The following is a 20,361-nucleotide window of genomic DNA, read 5'->3' as shown; positions in this document are numbered from 1 at the left end:
AGGCCGGAAATCCGGCCTTTTATCGACATGTTCAACGAAAACTTAGTGCTGAAGACCGAGTTTCTTCTCCAGATAGTGGATGTTAGTTCCACCGTGCTGGAAGTTTTCGTCGTTCATGATTTTGGTCTGCAGCTCGATGTTGGTTTTGATGCCATCGATAATCAGTTCTGCCAGAGCGTTTTTCATGCGGGCAATAGCCACTTCACGCGTTTCGCCGTAGCAGATGAGCTTACCAATCATTGAATCGTAGTACGGCGGCACTGTGTAACCGGCGTAGATATGCGATTCCCAACGCACGCCAAAACCACCAGGCGCGTGGAAGCGCGTGATTTTGCCCGGGCTTGGCAGGAAGGTGTTCGGGTCTTCGGCGTTGATACGGCATTCCACCGCGTGGCCGGTAACGTGAACGTCTTCCTGTTTGATGGACAGCGGCTGGCCGGCCGCAATACGCAGCTGCTCTTTGATCAGGTCAACGCCGGTGATCATTTCGGTAACCGGGTGTTCTACCTGAATACGGGTGTTCATTTCGATGAAATAGAACTCGCCGTTTTCGAACAGGAACTCGAAAGTACCTGCGCCGCGATAGTTAATGTCGATACAGGCTTTGGCGCAGCGGTCGCCGATGAATTTACGCAGTTCCGGCGTGATGCCAGGCGCTGGTGCTTCTTCAACGACTTTCTGGTGGCGGCGCTGCATGGAGCAGTCACGTTCAGCCAGATAGATAGCGTGCCCCTGGCCGTCGGCCAGAACCTGAATCTCGATATGGCGTGGATTCTCGAGGTATTTCTCCATGTAAACCATGTCGTTGTTGAAAGCCGCTTTGGCTTCCGCACGGGTCATGTTAATGGATTGCTCGAGTTCCGCGTCGCTGCGCACTACGCGCATACCGCGACCGCCGCCGCCGCCGGAGGCTTTGATAATCACCGGGTAGCCGATGCGTTTTGCATGGGCACGGTTTTTATCCATGTCGCCGTCCAGTGGGCCATCAGAGCCTGGTACCGTCGGTACGCCAGCTTTTTTCATCGCGGTGATTGCGGAAACTTTGTCGCCCATCAGGCGGATAGTTTCAGCTTTCGGGCCGATGAAGATAAAGCCAGAACGTTCAACCTGCTCGGCAAAGTTGGCGTTTTCAGACAGGAAGCCGTAGCCCGGGTGAATCGCTACCGCGCCGGTGATTTCCGCCGCAGAGATGATTGCCGGGATGTTCAGGTAGCTTTTTACGGACGGAGCCGGGCCAATACACACCGTCTCATCCGCCAGTAATACGTGTTTTAGATCGCGGTCCGCGCTTGAGTGCACGGCGACAGTCTTGATGCCCAGTTCTTTACAGGCACGAAGAATTCGCAGGGCAATCTCGCCGCGGTTGGCGATGACAATTTTATCCAGCATGTTCGCCTCGTTACTCGATGACGACCAGCGGCTCGTCAAATTCTACCGGCTGACCATTCTCGATCAGAATTGCTTTCACCACACCGGCTTTATCAGATTCGATCTGGTTCATCATTTTCATTGCTTCAACGATGCAAAGGGTGTCGCCAACGTTAACTTTCTGGCCCACTTCCACAAACGCTTTTGCATCCGGGCTTGGGGTACGGTAGAAGGTACCGACCATTGGGGAACGTACGATGTGACCACTGACTTCAGCAGCTGCAGGGGCTTCCATTGCCGGCGTTGCGGCTGGCGCAACAGCCTGGGACAGACCCGGTTGTGGCTGAGGCTGGTACATAGGTGCAGCATAAGCCTGTTGCATCACCGGGAAACCTGCGTTTGCCGGGGAGCGGCTGATGCGTACAGACTCTTCGCCTTCAGAAATTTCCAGTTCAGCGATGCCTGATTCTTCAACCAGCTCGATCAGTTTTTTAATCTTACGAATATCCATGAGTGGGTTCCGTACTCTTTGTTTAGATGGATTTTGACAGGCGTTTTACCGCCGTCTGTAGTGCATATGAATAGCCGTCAGCGCCTAATCCGCAGATCACGCCGATGGCCTTATCTGAAAGATAGGAATGATGGCGAAACGGTTCACGCGCGTGAACATTGCTGAGGTGAATCTCGATAAACGGGATATCCACCGCCAGTAACGCATCGCGCAGCGCGACGCTGGTATGCGTGAACGCGGCCGGATTAATCAGGATAAAGTCGACAGTGTCTTTGGCCTGATGAATTCGGTCAATCAACGCATATTCCGCGTTAGATTGCAGGTGGCTGAGCGTTACGCCAAGGCTTGTTGCTTCTGCCTCAAGCGTGTTAACAATTTCTGCTAACGTCTGGTGGCCGTACTTGTCCGGCTCCCGGGTGCCCAGCATGTTCAGATTAGGGCCATTCAAAAGCAAAATGTGAAATTCACCCGACATCGTGCTGCCATCTCCTGCGATTAGTAGGCAATTTACAAAATATACCTAAGTTTTCCGGTTGTCACCTTTTCGAGCCGAAAAGAGGCATCAGAAAAAACCGAAGTCGCACATTATAACGATTTCGTAGCATTTGGCAGCTAAATACTGGTCTTATCAGGGAAGATGATCAACCGATATCCAGTTCAGGATACCGATTGATGTTTATTCTGCGGAGAAGCACACGCTTTGCGGCTAGCGCCACCACTGGCGAAACTTCTTGTAGCGAAGTGCAAGAAGAATGATCGCGCCCAGCGCATAAAGCAAGGGCTGCGGGGATAAAATCTTTACTGACCAGAGGAAATGAATCGGCGCGAGGATCGCGACCAGATAGACGAAGTTATGCAGTTTCTGCCAGCGGGCACCCAAAAAACGCTGCGCTCGCTGGGTGGATGTGACGGCCAGTGCCAGCAGGATAATCCAGCAAATGATGCCCAGCGTCAGATAAGGACGGCTCACCAGCTCTTGCCCAAGCAGGCCAAGATTGCTGATCCCCAGCTCCAGTAGAGAATAGCTGGTGAGGTGCAGCGTTGCCCAGACGAAACACCACACGCCCAACAGACGGCGGGTGCGAATCAACAATGGCTGTTTGGCATAGCGGGCCAGCGGCGTAATCAGCAGCGTTGCCAGCAGCAGTTTGAGCGCCATTCTGCCGGTAAAATGCTGAATATCTTTTGCCGGGTCGGCGCTGAAAAGTCCCTGGCTTGCCGCGTAAAACAGCCAGACGAAGGGCAGAAACGCGGCCAGGTGAAGGCCCACTTTCAGCCAGGTAATCTGTTTTACCGTCAGGCGCACTCAGAAGTTCTCCTTCAGGTTAAGGCCGCGATACAGCGAGGCTACCTGGTCGGCATAGCCGTTAAACAGCAGCGTGGGCTGGCGCTTAACGTCCAGTATGCCGCCTGAGCCAATGAAGCGCTCTGAGGCCTGCGACCAGCGAGGATGATCGACGTGCGGGTTCACGTTGGCGTAAAAACCATATTCATTCGGCGCGGCAAGGTTCCATGTCGTAGGCGGCAGCTCGCGTACCAGCTTGATACTCACGATGGATTTGATGCCCTTAAAACCGTACTTCCACGGTACCGTGAGGCGAATCGGCGCGCCGTTTTGCGGCGGCAAAGCCTTACCATATACGCCCACGGTTAACAGCGTGAGCGGATGCATCGCTTCATCCAGCCGCAATCCTTCTACATAAGGGTATTGCAGGCCGCCGCCGATAAAGCGGTCTTTTTGGCCCGGCATTTGCTCCGGGTCATAAAGCGTTTCAAAGGCAACGTATTTTGCATTGCTGGTGGGCTCAACCATGGCGAGTAGCTTGTGCAGCGGGAAGCCAATCCACGGTACGGCCATCGACCAGGCCTCAACGCAGCGCATGCGGTAAATGCGTTCTTCTAGCGGGAAACATTTATAAAGATCGTCGTGATCGAGCGTCATGGGCTTAGCCACTTCGCCGCTGATTTTAATCTGCCAGGGGTCGGTTTTTAGCCCGCCGGCATTAGCGGCAGGATCGGCCTTATCCAGACCAAATTCGTAGAAGTTGTTGTAGCCGGTAACTTTGTCTTCCGGAGTCAGGGCCAGCTTTGCCTGATACTGTTCAGGCTTACTGAACGTCAGCGGTTTGCCGGCAGGGGCCGGGGGGCGATCGTTACCTTTGAACCAGGAAAGAATATCCGCGTTGGCGGTTTGGGGGAGCGACAATGCGGCCGCGCTGATGCCCAGGGCCTTCAGCACCTGGCGACGCTTCATCATAAACACGGATTCTGGCGTAACGTCGGCTTCGGTGAACCGGGTAACCTTTTTCATAACGTTCTCCTTGTAGCGGTAGCCTAAGCATGACCGAGAGAAAGCGTTCCGGCGAATATGTCACGAAAAATTGAAATTTGAGGAGTGACAGAATGTCACTCCTGAGGCTACTGACAAAGTTCATTGCTCTAAAAAGGTCCAAACTTCGGCCTAATCAAAACAATCAATTATGTTCTCTGGTTTACCCCAAACACCACGTTTTTCGGGTGTTTGTCATCAATCCGAGGAGCGGCTGGGGCGCTCCTCGGGCAAGGTTTAGCGCACTTTTACCAGAGTTCTGCCCTGAGCGGCATTATTAATAATGTCGCTGGCGTACTTTGGCGCTTCTGCGAGGCCGATTTCGGTGGTTGCTTGCTGGTAGAAGTCATCCGGCAAGTCTTGTACCAGGCGTGCCCAGGCGGCCGCGCGACGATCCGGTGGCGTCATCACTGAATCTACGCCCTGCAGGCGGACATTACGCAGAATAAACGGCATGACGGTAGTTGGCAGCGCGAAGCCACCGGCTAAACCGCAAGCCGCCACGCAGCCGCCGTAGTTCATCTGCGCAAGGACTTTCGCCAGCACTTTATCGCCCACGGTATCAATGGCCCCGGCCCAGAGCTGTTTTTCCAGCGGACGGGTTTCTGTGAACTCATCGCGGCTAAGAATGCGGTCGGCACCGAGGCTACGCAGGTAATCATGTGTACTTTCGCGCCCGGATACTGCGGCCACTTTATAGCCCAGCTTATGCAGTAGCGCGATGGCCGTACTGCCCACGCCGCCGCTTGCGCCAGTGACAACGATTTCGCCGCTTTCCGGCTTAACACCAGCTTCTTCAAGCGCCATTACGCAAAGCATCGCGGTAAAGCCGGCAGTGCCGATAATCATCGCTTTGCGAGCGTCCAGACCTTCAGGCATTGCGACCAGCCAGTCGCTTTTCACCCGCGCGGCTTCCGCCAGCCCACCCCAATGATTTTCTCCTACGCCCCAGCCGGTGAGTAACACCGCCTGGCCTGGATGAAAGCGAGCGTCTTCGCTGGTGAGCACTTTGCCTGCAAAGTCGATGCCTGGCACCATCGGAAAATTACGGATAATTTTGCCTTTGCCGGTGATGGCCAGCGCGTCTTTGTAATTCAGGCTGGAGTAATCAATCTCCACGGTTACGTTGCCTTCGGGCAGCGCATCGTGGTCGAGCGTTTTTACCGCGGCCACGGTTTGGCCTTCGGACTGTTCCAGGATTAATGCCTGCATGGGGGTTCCTCGGTCGGTAGCAATGGGAAAAAAATCTTAGCAGACTATACTCCGATACTGATGTGAAGAGCCGACCTGACGCAATAAATGCTCAGAAATTCCCGAGGGGTTTCGTTTGCCTGAGGTCGACCTTTGCTATTTAATGCTTCCTCGTTTGGGGCACATGATGAGTGTGGTTAATTTTCACTAACCGGAGTTAACACAGGGATGCGATTAACGACGAAACTTTCAGCCTTTATGACCCTCTTAACCGGGCTCGCGATTTTCGTCACGCTCTTTGGGTGTCTGTTAAGCTTCTATAACTCAGTTCACGACAAAACTCAGCAACGGATTATGGCCGTTGTTACGATCATTGATAACCAGTTGGTCTCTCGTTCGCCCCAGGAGCTTGTGGAGCACTTTAGCGAGCTGATGGTACCGGTGGACATCACAGAAATTCGCCTGATGGCGGATAAAACCCCTCTTTTTCAGCATGTTTTACCCGAAGGCTATCGCCCGTTGGGAACGCAATATACCTATCGCACCATTAATGTCGCGCTGATGAAGCACCCCGGCATGACCCTGCGGCTGACTTATCTCGACCCGATTGCCGTTTACTACCACGCCATGTTTACCACTGCACCATTGACTGCGGCAGTCGCTTTTATGCTGGTCGTGCTCTTCCTGGCGGGGCGCTGGCTGAGGCGTCAGCTTTCCGGGCAAGAGCTTCTGGAAATTAGGGCGGGAAAAATCATTAGCGGCGAACGCGGGGCGGAAGTGCGTGGTTCAGTGCATGAATGGCCGCCGTTGGTGAGTAGTGCAATGGACACCTTACTTTCCGATCTGCAAAGTGCCAGCGAGCAGCGAAGCCGCGTGGATACTCTGATTCGGGCTTTCGCCGCCCAGGACATTAAAACCGGGCTCAATAATCGCTTGTTCTTTGATAACCAACTGGCAACGCTGCTGGAAGGGCAGGAGCAGGTCGGCGCTCACGGCGTGGTGATGATGATTCGCCTGCCTGATTTCGAGCTATTAAAAGAAACCTGGGGTAACGGCCCGGTTGAAGAATACTTATTCACTTTGGTTAACCTGCTCTCGACCTTTGTGATGCGCTATCCAGGTGCTTTATTAGCCCGTTATTTCCGCAGTGATTTTGCGGTACTGCTACCGCACCGCACGCTGAAAGAGGCGGATGGTATCGCCAGCCAACTGCTGAATTCCGTGGACGCACTCCCGTCAACCCGCATGGTTGATCGTAGCGATATGCTGCACATTGGTATTTGCGCGTGGCGCAGCGGGCAGACAAAAGAGCAGGTCATGGAACATGCGGAAATCGCGACGCGCAATGCTGCTTTTCAGGGAGCCAACAGCTGGTCCGTCTACGACGATAAGCTCCCGGAACAGGGCCGGGGCAACGTGAAGTGGCGCACTTTACTGGAGCAGGTGTTAAAGCAGGGCGGGCCACGTTTTTATCAGAAACCGGCGGTTGATAAGCATGGGGTTGTCCTCCACCGTGAAATCATGTGCCGTATCTTCGACGGCGAGCAAGAGGTGCTGTCGGCAGAGTATATGCCTATGGTCAGGCAGTTTGGTTTATCAGAACAGTATGATCGGCAAATCGTGACGCGATTGTTACCGCTGCTGAACTTTTGGCCGGAAGAAACGCTTGCCATTCAAATCACCGTCGACTCGCTCATCCGGGCGCCTTTCCAGCGCTGGCTGCGTGATTCGCTGATGCAGTGCGAAAAATCGAAGCGCGCGCGGATTCTTTTTGAACTTGCTGAGGCAGATGTATGTCAACACATCAGCCGATTACAACATGTTGTAAGGCTAATCACTGCGTTAGGGGCAAGAGTCGTGATTATCCAGGCGGGATTAACGGTCGTCAGCACAACCTATATTAAAGAGCTGGATGTGGAGTTAATTAAGCTGCATCCGGGTCTGGTCAGAAACATCGGCAAGCGTACCGAAAACCAGCTTTTTGTGAAGAGTCTGGTTGAAGCCTGTAACGGCACGCGAATCCGTGTTTTTGCTACGGGAGTGAGGACCCGCAGTGAATGGCAGACGCTGATTGATAACGGGGTTGCGGGGGCGCAGGGCGATTTTATCGCCGCATCTCAGCCGCTTGACAGTAATGTGAAAAAATATTCACAAAGATACTCGGTTTAACCTGCCGTTTGCCATTATTTCACGTAGAATAACTCGCGCTGCATCTCAAGGGGGCTAGTCAGCCTGCCGGCCAGATTGTCGCAGCCGTTATGAACCGGTTTGCTGCTGTTAGCTGTTCGTTTATTCTACCGCGTTTGCCGCATTTCTGAACGCCATGTAGGAAGACGTTTCAAAAGTGTTACAGTCGTAGTGAACTGCACTATTTTTCACCGTTGCAGAACATTTTTGCGCCTTGTCGCTGTAGCGTGTGGTTGGTAAAGTAAGCGGATTTTGTATCCGCCCCAGCTTTCAGGATTATCCCTTAGTATGTTGAAAAAATTTCGTGGCATGTTTTCCAATGACCTGTCCATTGACCTGGGTACTGCGAATACCCTGATTTATGTGAAAGGACAAGGCATCGTACTGAATGAGCCCTCCGTTGTGGCCATTCGCCAGGACCGCGCCGGCTCGCCAAAAAGCGTTGCGGCCGTAGGCCATGATGCTAAACAGATGCTGGGCCGTACCCCGGGCAACATCGCGGCTATTCGTCCGATGAAAGACGGCGTTATCGCTGACTTCTTCGTGACCGAGAAAATGCTGCAGCACTTTATCAAACAAGTTCACAGCAACAGCTTCATGCGCCCAAGCCCGCGCGTGCTGGTTTGTGTGCCGGTCGGTGCTACCCAGGTTGAACGTCGCGCCATTCGTGAGTCCGCTCAGGGCGCAGGCGCGCGCGAAGTGTTTCTGATTGAAGAACCAATGGCTGCGGCAATTGGTGCAGGCCTGCCGGTTTCTGAAGCAACCGGCTCTATGGTTGTGGATATCGGTGGTGGTACCACCGAAGTGGCCGTTATCTCCCTGAACGGCGTGGTTTACTCCTCTTCCGTGCGTATCGGTGGTGACCGCTTCGATGAAGCCATCATCAATTATGTGCGCCGTAACTACGGTTCACTGATTGGTGAAGCGACCGCTGAACGTATCAAACACGAAATCGGTTCTGCCTACCCGGGCGACGAAGTGCGTGAAATCGAAGTTCGCGGCCGTAACCTGGCAGAAGGTGTGCCACGCGGTTTCACCCTGAACTCTAACGAAATCCTCGAAGCACTGCAGGAGCCGCTGACCGGTATTGTTAGCGCGGTGATGGTTGCGCTGGAACAGTGTCCGCCAGAGCTGGCATCCGATATCTCCGAGCGCGGTATGGTTCTGACCGGCGGTGGCGCATTGCTGCGTAACCTCGATCGCCTGCTGATGGAAGAGACGGGTATCCCGGTAGTAGTTGCAGAAGATCCACTGACCTGTGTTGCCCGCGGCGGCGGCAAGGCACTGGAAATGATCGACATGCACGGCGGCGACTTGTTTAGCGAAGAGTAACAGCCACTGGTCAGGGGGAGCTTTTCGCTGCCCCTGCTTGCTGGTTTGGGAATACGCATAGCCTATGAAGCCAATTTTTAGCCGTGGCCCGTCGCTACAGATTCGCCTTATCCTGGCGGTGCTGGTTGCGCTTGGTGTCATTATTGCCGACAGCCGCCTCGGTATGTTCAGCCAAATTCGAACATACATGGATACAGCCGTCAGTCCTTTCTATTTTGTCTCTAATGGTCCCCGTGAATTACTCGACAGCGTGTCTCAAACGCTGGCATCGCGCGACCAGCTTGAACTTGAAAATCGGGTTCTGCGTCAGGAGTTAATCCTGAAAAACAGTGAATTGCTGATGCTGGGTCAATACCGGCAGGAAAACGCGCGCCTGCGCGAGCTGCTCGGTTCCCCTCTGCGTCAGGATGAGCAAAAAATGGTGACCCAGGTTATCTCCACCGTTAACGATCCGTACAGCGATCAGGTGGTGATCGACAAGGGCAGCGTGAACGGCGTGTACGAAGGTCAGCCGGTCATCAGCGATAAAGGTGTTGTGGGTCAGGTTGTCGCCGTAGCGAAGTTGACCAGCCGGGTGCTGCTGATTTGCGATGCCACCCACGCGCTGCCGATTCAGGTATTGCGTAACGATATCCGCGTGATCGCCGCCGGCAACGGCTGCACGGACGATCTGCAGCTGGAGCATCTGCCGGCTAATACCGATATTCGTGTCGGGGACGTGCTGGTGACCTCTGGTCTTGGCGGCCGTTTCCCGGAAGGCTATCCGGTTGGCGTTGTGTCATCCGTGAAGCTGGATACTCAGCGCGCCTACACCGTCATTCAGGCTCGTCCTACCGCCGGTCTGCAGCGTCTGCGTTATCTGCTGCTGCTCTGGGGAGCGGATAAAAACGGTTCATCGCCAATGCCGCCTGAGGAAGTCCACAGCGTGGCCAATGAGCGCCTGATGCAGATGATGCCTCAGGTTCTGCCGCCGCCGGGTTCAATGGGCCCTCCTGCGCCGGTCCCTGCGCCAGCAACCGGGATTACACAGCCTGCTACGGGAGCACAGTAGTGGGAAGCTATCGTAGCCAGGGCCGTTGGGTTATCTGGCTTTCATTTTTGATTGCCCTGCTGCTGCAGGTAATGCCCTGGCCGGATAACCTCAAGTTCTACCGGCCAGATTGGGTATTGTTGATCCTGCTTTACTGGATTTTAGCCCTGCCGCACCGCGTGAACGTCGGGACGGGTTTAATCGTGGGCGCCATACTTGATTTAATTAGCGGCTCCACGCTTGGCGTACGCGCTCTATCATTAAGTATTGTGGCTTACCTGGTGGCGCTGAAATACCAGCTTTTCCGTAACCTCGCCCTTTGGCAGCAGGCGCTGGTTGTCATGCTGCTCTCGCTGGTCACAGACATCATTGTTTTCTGGTCAGAATTTTTAGTGATCAACGTCTCTTTCAGACCGGAAGTGTTCTGGAGTAGTGTAGTTAACGGTATCCTGTGGCCCTGGATTTTCCTGTTAATGCGCAAAGTTCGCCAGCAATTCGCTGTGCAATAAAGGTAAACATGACTACGTTGTATCTGGCATCCGGTTCGCCTCGCCGTCAGGAGCTTCTGACCCTGCTGGGCGTTACTTTCGAACGCCTCGTGCCTGGCATTGAAGAACAGCGGCAGCCGCACGAAAGCGCGGAGCAGTATGTCCGTCGTCTGGCGCGTGAAAAAGCGCAGGCCGGGGTAGCGATGGCCGCCGAGGATTTGCCTGTGCTGGGGGCTGATACGATAGTTATCTTTAACGGCGAAGTGCTGGAAAAGCCAAAGGATACTGGGCATGCCGCACAGATGCTGCGTCTGCTCTCCGGCAATCAGCATCAGGTAATGACTGCAGTTGCTATCGCCGACGCCACTCAGGTGCTGGAAGCGTTGGTGGTAACCGACGTGACGTTCCGCCGCTTATCCGAACAGGATATTGCCGACTATATTGCCAGCGGTGAACCTATGGACAAAGCCGGGGCTTACGGTATTCAGGGGCTTGGTGGCTGTTTCGTTAAAAGGATTAATGGCAGTTATCATGCAGTGGTGGGATTACCGCTGGTGGAAACTGGTGAGTTGCTGAGCAATTTTCACGCGCTGCGTGACGGACGAGGAAAAGATGACGGCTGAATTATTAGTCAACGTTACCCCATCAGAGACACGGGTGGCCTATATTGACGGTGGCATACTGCAAGAGATTCATATTGAGCGCGAAGCGCGCCGCGGAATAGTAGGGAATATCTACAAAGGTCGCGTTAGCCGGGTGTTGCCTGGAATGCAGGCGGCGTTTGTAGATATTGGCCTGGACAAGGCGGCGTTCCTTCATGCTTCTGACATCATGCCGCACACCGAGTGTGTTGCCGGTGAGGAGCAAAAGAATTTTAGCGTGCGCGATATTGCCGAACTGGTTCGCCAGGGGCAGGATTTAATGGTGCAGGTGGTAAAAGATCCGCTGGGCACTAAAGGCGCGCGCCTGACCACCGACATTACGCTTCCTTCCCGTTACCTCGTTTTCATGCCTGGCGCCTCGCACGTTGGCGTTTCCCAACGTATTGAAAGCGAAGCCGAGCGTGACCGCCTGAAGCGTATCGTGAATGAATATTGCGATGAGCATGGCGGCTTCATTATTCGTACCGCTGCCGAAGGCGTCTGCGAAGAAGACTTAGCCTCTGATGCGGCTTACCTGAAGCGCGTGTGGACTAAAGTCAGCGAGCGCAAAAAGCGGAATCAAACCCGCTACCAGATGTACGGCGAACTGGCGCTGGCCCAGCGCGTATTGCGTGACTTTGCCGATGCGGCGCTGGACAGAATTCGCGTCGATTCCCGCCTGACCTATGAAATGCTGCTCGAATTTACCGCCGAGTACATGCCGGAAATGACCAGCAAAATCGAGCATTACAGCGGTCGGCAGCCGATTTTCGATCTCTACGACGTTGAGAATGAAATCCAGCGTGCGCTGGAGCGTAAAGTGGAGCTGAAGTCCGGCGGCTACCTGGTTATCGACCAGACTGAAGCGATGACCACGGTGGATATTAATACCGGCGCGTTCGTAGGCCACCGCAACCTTGATGACACAATTTTTAATACAAATATCGAAGCGACTCAGGCCATCGCGCGGCAGCTTCGGTTACGTAACCTGGGCGGTATTATCATCATCGACTTTATCGATATGAGTAATGAAGATCACCGCCGCCGGGTGCTGCATTCCCTCGAGCAGGCGCTGAGTAAAGATCGCGTGAAGACCAGTATTAACGGCTTCTCCCAGCTCGGTCTGGTTGAGATGACCCGCAAGCGCACGCGCGAAAGCGTAGAGCATGTGCTGTGCAACGAATGCCCGACCTGCCACGGCCGCGGTACGGTAAAGACGGTGGAAACGGTCTGCTACGAAATCATGCGTGAAATCGTTCGTGTGCACCATGCCTACGATTCCGACCGTTTCCTGGTCTATGCTTCTCCTGCGGTGGGAGAAGCGTTGAAAAGTGAAGAGTCTCACGCGCTGGCTGAAGTAGAAATCTTTGTGGGTAAACAGGTCAAAGTTCAGATCGAACCGCTCTACAATCAGGAGCAGTTTGACGTCGTGATGATGTAAATGCGCGGATGCGCATTTCAGACGGCTGGCAAACCTCTAATGATAAAAGAAATACCAGACGATTAGTCAAAAAAAACAGGAAAATCAATTCATTGGTTTTCGGCTGATAACCACAAAGAGGGAAAAACCATGTTTTTTCCCTCTTTGTCAGCAACCTCAAATGCGCGGATGCGCATGTTGCACGTAAGGCTGACAAGGAGAGAAAGGTGAGGCGACTGCCCGGCATTCTGCTGCTCACAGGCGTAACGTTGGTTGTTATCGTCGCGCTACTGGTGAGTGGCCTGCGGCTCGTTTTGCCGCATCTGGATGCCTGGCGACCTGCCCTGCTTGATAAAATTGAAGCCGCCACCGGCGTGCCGGTGGAAGTCAGTAATTTGCAGGCAAGCTGGGAGAATTTTGGCCCCACGCTCGATGTCCGCGACGTTAAAGCCGGTCTGAAAGATGGCGGCACGCTGAGCATTAAACGCGTTACGCTGGCGCTGGATGTCTGGCAAAGCCTGCTTCACGCCCGCTGGCAGTTTCGCGATCTGACCTTTTACCAGCTGCAAATGCGTACTAACACGCCGCTCAGCCAGAACGGCGGCGATGCTACGCTGGAAGCGGACAAAATCAGCGATCTTTTCCTGCGCCAGTTCGATCACTTCGATCTTCGCGACAGTTCCCTCAGCTTTCTGACGCTCTCAGGCCAGCGGGCCGAACTTTCTATTCCTCAGCTTACCTGGCTTAACGGTAAGAACCGCCACCGCGCGGAAGGCCAGGTCAGCCTGTCCAGCTTTAACGGGCAGCACGGCGTGGCTAACGTCCGTATGGATCTGCGAGATGAAAACGGCATTCTGAACAACGGCAAGGTCTGGCTGCAGGCGGATGACGTGGACGTTAAGCCCTGGCTGGGCCGCTGGATGGAAGACAATGTTGATCTGAAAAGCGCCCGTTTTAGCCTTGAGGCCTGGATGGACGTGAAGGAAGGCGATATCAGCGGCGGCAGCATCTGGCTGAAAAAAGGCGGGGCAAGCTGGCCGGGTACCGATAGCGTGACGCACTCGCTGTCAGTCGATAACCTGATGGCGCAGGTCAGCCGGGAGAAATCCAGCTGGCAGCTTTCTATCCCCTCCACCAATATCACGTTGGATGACCAGACCTGGCCAAAAGGCTCGCTCTCCGTGGCCTGGATAGCGCCGCAGGACGTTAGTGGAAAGCAAAGCCAGCGCAGCGATGAACTGCGCGTGCGTGCCAGCAACATGGAGCTGGCCCGGTTCAATGGCCTGTTGCCCATTGCCGCCAAAATTTCGCCTCAGCTGGGCGACATCTGGACTTCGCTGCAGCCTCAGGGTCACATTGATGTGCTGGCGCTGGACATTCCGCTCCAGCAAACCGAGCTGACGCGCATGCAGGCCCGTTGGAATGATGTGAGCTGGAAGCAGTGGAAGCTGCTGCCGGGCGTAGAGCATTTCTCAGGCTCGGTCACCGGCAGCGTCGCAAACGGGCAGCTTAATGCCGAGCTGGCCGATGCCAAAATGCCTTATGAAAGTGTCTTCCGCGCCCCGCTTGAAATTAAGACAGGCATTGCGACGCTTGCCTGGCAGAAAAATGCAGACGGCTTCCAGTTAGACGGCAAGAACATAGACGTTAAGGCGCGCTCCGTTTGGGCGCGCGGTGATTTTCGCTACTTCCAGCCCGCTAGCGGAGATCCGTGGCTGGGTATTCTGGCGGGTATCAGCACTGATAATGGGGCTGACGCCTGGCGTTATTTCCCGGAAAACCTGATGGGCAAGGAGCTGACGGATTATCTTAGCTCAGCGATTCAGGGCGGCCAGGCCGATAACGCCACGCTGGTGTACGGCGGCAATCCGCATCTTTTCCCCTACGAGCACAACGAAGGCCAGTTTGAAGTTTACGTCCCGCTTCGGAACGCTAAATTTGCTTTCCAGCCGGACTGGCCTGCGCTGGAAAACCTCGATATTACGCTCGATTTCATCAATAACGGGCTGTGGATGAACAGCAATTCGGTCAAGCTGGGCGGCGTAACGGCCACCAACCTGACGGCGAATATTCCCGATTATGCCAAAGAGAAGCTGCTGATTGACGCCGACATCAATGGCCCGGGCAGCGCGGTAGGGCCTTATTTCAAAGATACGCCGCTGGATGATTCCCTGGCCGCCGCGCTGGATGAACTGCAGATTGGTGGCGATGTGAACGCTCGCTTACATCTGGATATCCCGTTGACCGGCGAGATGACGACGGCGAAAGGCGACGTGCTGCTAAATAACAACACGCTGCTGATCAAACCGCTGAGCAGCACGCTGCATAATCTGAGCGGCAAATTCAGCTTTACCAACGGTGACCTGCAGAGCGAAGCGATGAGCGCGAGCTGGTTTAATCAGCCGGTAAGCCTGAACTTCAACACCAAAACCGGCGATAAGGACTACAAGATTGGCGTTAATCTGAACGGTGACTGGCAGCCCAATAAGACCGGCGTCCTGCCCAAGCAGGTCAACGATGCGGTCAGCGGAAACATGGCGTGGAAAGGCGATGTGGCTATTACTCTGCCTTATCACGGCAGCGCCAACTACAAGATAAATTTGGCCGGTGACCTGAAAAATGTGAGTAGTCACTTACCTGCGCCGGTGGATAAAAAATCCGGTGCTGCACTGCCGCTGAATATCGCCGTTAAGGGCGATTTGAAGAGTTTCGATCTTACCGGTAACGCGGGTGCACTCAATCATTTCGCCAGCCGCTGGCTGCTTAATAAAAAACTCACTCTTGATCGGGCTATCTGGGCGACGGACAGTAAAACCGTGCCGCCTTTGCCGGAGCAACCGGGCGTGGAGCTCGATCTGCCGGCAATGGACGGTGCCCAGTGGCTGGCGCTCTTTAGCGAAGGCGCGGCGGACAGCGTAGGGGGGGCGACGGTGTTCCCATCCGCAGTGACATTGCGCACACCCGCATTAACGCTGGCGGGGCAGCAATGGCATAACCTGAGCCTGATTTCTCGCCCGGTGCTGGACGGCACACAGGTTGAGGCTCAGGGGCGTGAAATAAATGCCTCGCTGAGCATGAAGAACAACGCGCCCTGGCAGGCCAGCGTGAAATACCTCTATTTCAACCCGAACTGGAGCGTTCTCCCTGGCGCTGCGAACGGAGGGGATACGCTGCAGGTGCCGGAAAACAGCGATGCGCTTAGCTTCCGCGGCTGGCCAAATGTGCAGATGCGCTGTGCGGAGTGCTGGCTGTGGGGGCAGAAATATGGCCGCATTGAAGGGGATGTGACGATTAATGGCGACACGCTGCAGCTGGCTAATGGGCTGGTAGATACCGGCTTTGCGCGCCTCACCGCCGACGGCGAGTGGGTGAACAAGCCCGGGAGCGAGCGTACTTCCCTTAAAGGCAAGCTGAAGGGCGATAAGCTTGACGCGGCCGCTAACTTCTTTGGTGTGAAAACGCCGCTGCAGGGCTCTTCTTTCGACCTTGACTATGACTTGCACTGGCGAGCGGTGCCCTGGAAGCCGGATGAAGCTTCGCTGAACGGCATTCTGCATACCAAACTCGGAAAAGGGCAAATTACCGACGTCAGCACGGGCCATGCGGGCCAGCTTCTGCGCCTGGTCAGTTTTGACGCGCTGTTGCGTAAGCTGCGTTTCGATTTTAGCGATACCTTTGGCAGCGGCTTTTACTATGACTCGATTCGCAGCACAGCCTGGATAAAAGAGGGCGTATTGCATACTGACGATACGCTGGTTGATGGGCTGGAGGCGGACATTGCGATGAAAGGTTCGGTGGACTTAGTCCGTCGCGAGCTGAATATGGAAGCGGTTGTCGCCCCTGAAATCTCCGCGACGGTCGGCGTGGCTACTGCTTTTGCGGTTAACCCGATAGTCGGTGCTGCGGTGTTTGCCGCCAGTAAAGTGCTTGGCCCGTTGTGGAGTAAAATCTCGGTGCTGCGCTACAGCATTACCGGCCCAGTAGATAAACCGAAAATTGATGAAGTGCTACGTCAGCCGCGCACCAGCGAAGCTCACTGATTTGACGTTAGCGGTTAATTGCCGCAAGCTCCATAAATAAACCATTCCTCGCCAAACGGGCGATAAGCAATAAGAGTAGCGAAACGATGAGTCTTAACCTGGTAAGTGAGCAGTTGCTGTCTGCGAATGGCTTAACCCATCAAGATCTGTTTTCCATCCTCGGGCAGCTGTCCGAGCGCCGTCTCGACTACGGCGATCTCTATTTCCAGTCCAGCTATCATGAATCCTGGGTGCTGGAAGACCGCATTATTAAAGACGGTTCATGGAATATCGATCAGGGCGTTGGCGTTCGTGCGGTTAGCGGTGAGAAAACCGGGTTTGCCTATGCCGATCAAATTACTTTACAGGCGCTGGAGCAAAGCGCTCATGCGGCTCGCAGCATCGTTCGTGAGCAGGGCGACGGGCGTGCCCGTACGCTGGGTAACGTTCCACACAGCGCGCTTTATACCAGCGTCGATCCGCTGACCAGTATGACGCGTGAAGAGAAGCTCGACATCCTGAGACGCGTGGACAGCGTCGCACGCGCTGCGGATGCCCGCGTTCAGGAAGTTAGCGCCAGCCTGACCGGCGTGTATGAATTGATCCTGGTTGCGGCCACGGACGGGACGCTGGCGGCGGATGTTCGCCCTCTGGTGCGCCTGTCGGTTAGCGTTCAGGTTGAGGAAGACGGCAAGCGCGAGCGCGGCGCAAGCGGCGGCGGCGGTCGTTTTGGCTATGAGTATTTCCTGGAAAGCGTGAACGGTGAAGTTCGTGCTGATGCCTGGGCGAGAGAAGCCGTGCGCATGGCGATGGTGAACCTGTCAGCCGTTGCGGCCCCTGCGGGCATGCTGCCGGTGGTACTGGGTGCAGGCTGGCCTGGCGTGCTGCTGCACGAAGCGGTCGGTCACGGTCTGGAAGGCGACTTTAACCGCCGCGGCACTTCGGTCTTCAGCGGGCAGATGGGCCAGCTGGTGGCGTCTGAACTCTGTACCGTGGTGGATGACGGCACGATGGCTGACCGCCGTGGTTCCGTCTCTATTGATGATGAAGGTGTGCCGGGTCAGTACAATGTGCTGATCGAAAACGGTATTCTTAAAGGCTATATGCAGGACAAGCTGAATGCCCGCCTGATGGGCGTCGCGCCAACCGGTAACGGTCGCCGCGAGTCTTATGCCCACCTGCCAATGCCGCGCATGACTAACACCTACATGCTGGCCGGAAAATCCACGCCGCAGGAGATTATCGAGTCCGTGGAGTACGGTATCTTCGCGCCAAACTTCGGCGGCGGCCAGGTAGACATCACCTCCGGCAAGTTTGTGTTCTCTACCTCAGAAGCTTACCTGATTGAAAAAGGGAAGGTGACTAAGGCGGTGAAAGGTGCCACGCTGATTGGCTCTGGTATCGAAACCATGCAGCAGATTTCAATGGTCGGTAACGATCTGGCGCTGGATAATGGCGTGGGCGTCTGCGGTAAAGAGGGCCAAAGTCTGCCGGTTGGCGTCGGCCAGCCAACCCTGAAGGTTGATAACCTGACCGTGGGCGGTACTGCCTGAGTTAATATGAGGCCGGACTAGCTCCGGCCCGTTTGTTTTGCCTTCCCGTTCCTGCCCTGCACGCCCTGATAAAGCTCCGATACCTTCACAAAATAGTTCGTCAGATAGTTAATACATACCTGCACCTTTAGCGGCAGTTTGTCTTTTTCGGTATACAGCGCGTACACCGGGCGGGGATCGGACTGGTAGCGCGGGAATAGGATCTCCAGTTGCCCGCTATTGATCTCATCGATCACCCACATCAGCGGCGCATAGCCAATACCTGCCCCGGCTTTCAGCCAGCGGCTAAGCGTCATTGGATCGTTAGTCACAAAGCGGCCCTGAGGCAGCAGGCGGGTTGAGATCCCTTCGGGCGCAATCAGCTCAAATTCGTTATCCGGCCGGATGCTGTATTCCAGCCATGAATGGTTAGCCAAATCGGCAGGTTTTTCCGGCGTGCCGTGAATTTGCAGATAACTTTTGGCTGCACAGACTACCATTGGCATCGACCCCAGCCTGCGGGAAAACAGGCTCGAATCCTGCAAAGCGCCCACGCGAATGACCAGATCAAGCCCATCGGCAATCAGGTCAGGTGCCGGTATGCCCGTTACCAGGTTGACCGTCAGGCCGGGATGTTCACGCAGCATTTCGGCGGTCATGTCGGCGAGAACATTCTGTGCCATAGTTGAAGAGCTGCCGATGCGTAGCGTGCCGATGGGCGTGTTGTTAAAGGCGTAAAGCTGCTCGTGGACTTCCTGTGCTTCGTGAAGCATTTTGCGGCAGCCCTGATAATAAATTTTACCTGCTTCAGTGAGGCCAATGCTGCGGGTGCTGCGGTTGAGCAGCTTAACCTGCAGCTCATCTTCCAGTTTGGACACTATCTGGCTGATGGAAGAGACGCTCATTTGTAGCTGCCTTGCGGCAGCGGTGTAGGAGCCAAGTTCAACGACTTTGGCAAACACCGACATACGTTTCAGTCGTTCCATTGTTCACTCTGAGTGAAAAGTGATTTAGATCACACATTATAGATAACAGGGTAACAGTTACGTTAATATATTATTATTAACATAACTCATACCGCACGCTCGCCCGCCTTTTCTGGCCTCTCCGTCGCGGTTTGCCGTCGAGTTATGTATCGCCTGCATTATCTTATCAAGGTCAAAATGAGTCTATTTCCGGTTATCGTAATATTCGGTCTTTCGTTTCCGCCGATATTCTTCGAATTAATTCTGTCGCTCGCAGCGTTCTGGCTGGCGCGTCGGCTGCTGACCCCAACCGGCATCTATGATTTTGTCTGGCACCCTGCATTATTCAATACAGCGCTCTATTGCTGCCTTTTTTATCTGATTTCGCGTTTGTTCGTTTGAGGTTGATGTGAAAATACTAACAAGAAACATAACCCGTACCGCTATCACGCTTTTGCTGGTGCTGCTGGCCTTCATCGCTATCTTCCGCGCGTGGGTGTTTTATACCGAGTCTCCGTGGACCCGCGACGCGCGTTTTACCGCCGACGTCGTTGCCATTGCGCCGGACGTATCCGGGCTTATTACCAGCGTTAATGTCCAGGACAATCAACTGGTGAAAAAAGACCAGGTCCTGTTCACCATCGATCAGCCGCGCTATCAGAAAGCGCTTGAGCAGGCCGAAGCTGACGTGGCCTATTACCAGGCGCTGTCCTCCGAGAAGCGTCGTGAAGCCGGGCGGCGTAACTCCCTTGGCATTCAGGCCATGTCGCGTGAAGAGATTGATCAGTCCAACAACTCGCTGCAAACCGTACTTCATCAACTGGATAAAGCACAGGCGACCCGCGACCTGGCTAAACTCGACCTGCAGCGGACGGTGATTCGCGCCCCGGCGGACGGCTGGGTAACAAACCTTAACGTGCATACCGGGGAGTTTATTAACCGCGGCGCGACCTCCGTGGCGCTGGTAAAACAGAATTCATTCTACATTCTGGCCTACATGGAAGAGACCAAACTTGAAGGCATTCGTCCGGGCTATCGCGTGCAGATTACGCCGCTCGGCAGCAACCGTGTACTGCGAGGCAGCGTCGACAGCATCTCTGCCGGGGTGACGAACGCCAGTAGTACCAGCGATTCAAAAGGCATGGCAACCGTCGACTCCAACCTTGAGTGGGTGCGCCTTGCTCAGCGCGTACCGGTCAGAATCCGCCTCGATGAACAGATGGGCAATCTGTATCCCGCCGGGACAACGGCCACCGTCGTTGTGACGGGAGAAAAAGACCGTAAGGCAGAGAACGACTCGGCGTTTATCAAGCTGATGCATCGCCTGCGCGAGTTCGGTTAAGCAGGC

The 20,361-nt window shown here is 54.8% G+C and carries 17 protein-coding genes; 10 read left to right on the top strand and 7 right to left on the bottom strand.

From position 1 onward, the window contains the following. Window positions 1-42 precede the first annotated feature (42 nt). The 6 genes from VW41_21455 to VW41_21430 all read right to left on the bottom strand — a co-directional run bounded on the left by VW41_21455 (window position 43) and on the right by VW41_21430 (window position 5,420). Window positions 43-1,389 (bottom strand): acetyl-CoA carboxylase, encoded by a 1,347-nt coding sequence (locus VW41_21455; protein AJZ91402.1) that lies wholly within the window; start codon window positions 1,387-1,389, stop codon window positions 43-45. A 10-nt stretch (window positions 1,390-1,399) separates the two neighbouring features. After that, window positions 1,400-1,879: an acetyl-CoA carboxylase gene (locus tag VW41_21450; GenBank protein ID AJZ91401.1), complete on the bottom strand. Its 480-nt coding sequence runs from the start codon at window positions 1,877-1,879 to the stop codon at window positions 1,400-1,402. A 22-nt stretch (window positions 1,880-1,901) separates the two neighbouring features. After that, a complete protein-coding gene (locus VW41_21445) occupies window positions 1,902-2,354 on the bottom strand; it encodes a 3-dehydroquinate dehydratase (GenBank protein AJZ91400.1) in 453 nt (150 codons plus the stop codon). A gap of 231 nt (window positions 2,355-2,585) precedes the next feature. After that, window positions 2,586-3,185, bottom strand: a complete 600-nt coding sequence (locus tag VW41_21440; GenBank protein AJZ91399.1) for a sulfite oxidase subunit YedZ — start codon at window positions 3,183-3,185, stop codon at window positions 2,586-2,588. Then, window positions 3,186-4,190: a TMAO/DMSO reductase gene (locus tag VW41_21435; protein ID AJZ91398.1), complete on the bottom strand. Its 1,005-nt coding sequence runs from the start codon at window positions 4,188-4,190 to the stop codon at window positions 3,186-3,188. A 255-nt stretch (window positions 4,191-4,445) separates the two neighbouring features. Beyond that, a complete protein-coding gene (locus VW41_21430) occupies window positions 4,446-5,420 on the bottom strand; it encodes a quinone oxidoreductase (protein AJZ91397.1) in 975 nt (324 codons plus the stop codon). A gap of 207 nt (window positions 5,421-5,627) precedes the next feature. Here VW41_21430 and VW41_21425 point away from each other — a divergent pair, with 207 nt between their 5' ends. From VW41_21425 to tldD, 8 genes are all read left to right on the top strand, one after another. Beyond that, window positions 5,628-7,568: a regulatory protein CsrD gene (locus VW41_21425; protein ID AJZ91396.1), complete on the top strand. Its 1,941-nt coding sequence runs from the start codon at window positions 5,628-5,630 to the stop codon at window positions 7,566-7,568. A 306-nt stretch (window positions 7,569-7,874) separates the two neighbouring features. Next, a complete protein-coding gene (locus tag VW41_21420; protein ID AJZ91395.1) occupies window positions 7,875-8,918 on the top strand; it encodes a rod shape-determining protein MreB in 1,044 nt (347 codons plus the stop codon). Window positions 8,919-8,982: 64 nt separating this feature from the next. Then, on the top strand, window positions 8,983-9,969 hold the full coding sequence (locus VW41_21415) for a rod shape-determining protein MreC (protein ID AJZ91394.1): 987 nt from the start codon (window positions 8,983-8,985) through the stop codon (window positions 9,967-9,969). Next, window positions 9,969-10,457 carry a rod shape-determining protein MreD gene (locus tag VW41_21410; GenBank protein AJZ91393.1) on the top strand — a complete coding sequence of 163 codons (489 nt, stop codon included), beginning with the start codon at window positions 9,969-9,971 and terminating at the stop codon, window positions 10,455-10,457. The genes VW41_21415 and VW41_21410 overlap by 1 nt, the downstream gene beginning before the upstream one ends. Before the next feature lie 8 nt (window positions 10,458-10,465). Next, the gene (locus VW41_21405; protein AJZ91392.1) at window positions 10,466-11,059 is read left to right on the top strand and encodes a septum formation inhibitor Maf; all 594 of its coding nucleotides are present in this window, start codon (window positions 10,466-10,468) and stop codon (window positions 11,057-11,059) included. Continuing rightward, window positions 11,049-12,518: a ribonuclease G gene (locus VW41_21400; protein ID AJZ91391.1), complete on the top strand. Its 1,470-nt coding sequence runs from the start codon at window positions 11,049-11,051 to the stop codon at window positions 12,516-12,518. The genes VW41_21405 and VW41_21400 overlap by 11 nt, the downstream gene beginning before the upstream one ends. Before the next feature lie 206 nt (window positions 12,519-12,724). Then, a complete protein-coding gene (locus VW41_21395; GenBank protein ID AJZ91390.1) occupies window positions 12,725-16,537 on the top strand; it encodes a hypothetical protein in 3,813 nt (1,270 codons plus the stop codon). Between the two features lie 86 nt (window positions 16,538-16,623). Then, a complete protein-coding gene (gene tldD, locus VW41_21390; protein AJZ91389.1) occupies window positions 16,624-18,069 on the top strand; it encodes a protease TldD in 1,446 nt (481 codons plus the stop codon). Between the two features lie 17 nt (window positions 18,070-18,086). Here the strand turns inward: tldD and VW41_21385 are convergent, their stop codons facing one another. Continuing rightward, on the bottom strand, window positions 18,087-19,034 hold the full coding sequence (locus VW41_21385; GenBank protein ID AJZ91388.1) for a transcriptional regulator: 948 nt from the start codon (window positions 19,032-19,034) through the stop codon (window positions 18,087-18,089). Between the two features lie 177 nt (window positions 19,035-19,211). Between VW41_21385 and VW41_21380 the strand changes: the two genes are divergently transcribed. Next, window positions 19,212-19,415 (top strand): transporter, encoded by a 204-nt coding sequence (locus tag VW41_21380; GenBank protein AJZ92047.1) that lies wholly within the window; start codon window positions 19,212-19,214, stop codon window positions 19,413-19,415. Between the two features lie 7 nt (window positions 19,416-19,422). Next, a complete protein-coding gene (locus VW41_21375; GenBank protein ID AJZ91387.1) occupies window positions 19,423-20,355 on the top strand; it encodes a p-hydroxybenzoic acid efflux subunit AaeA in 933 nt (310 codons plus the stop codon). Window positions 20,356-20,361 lie beyond the last annotated feature (6 nt).

This window comes from Klebsiella michiganensis (assembly GCA_000963575.1).
GTDB lineage: Bacteria > Pseudomonadota > Gammaproteobacteria > Enterobacterales > Enterobacteriaceae > Cedecea > Cedecea michiganensis_A.
The sequence above is the reverse complement of the archived record's forward strand: the minus strand, read 5'-3'. Positions and strand labels throughout refer to the sequence as shown.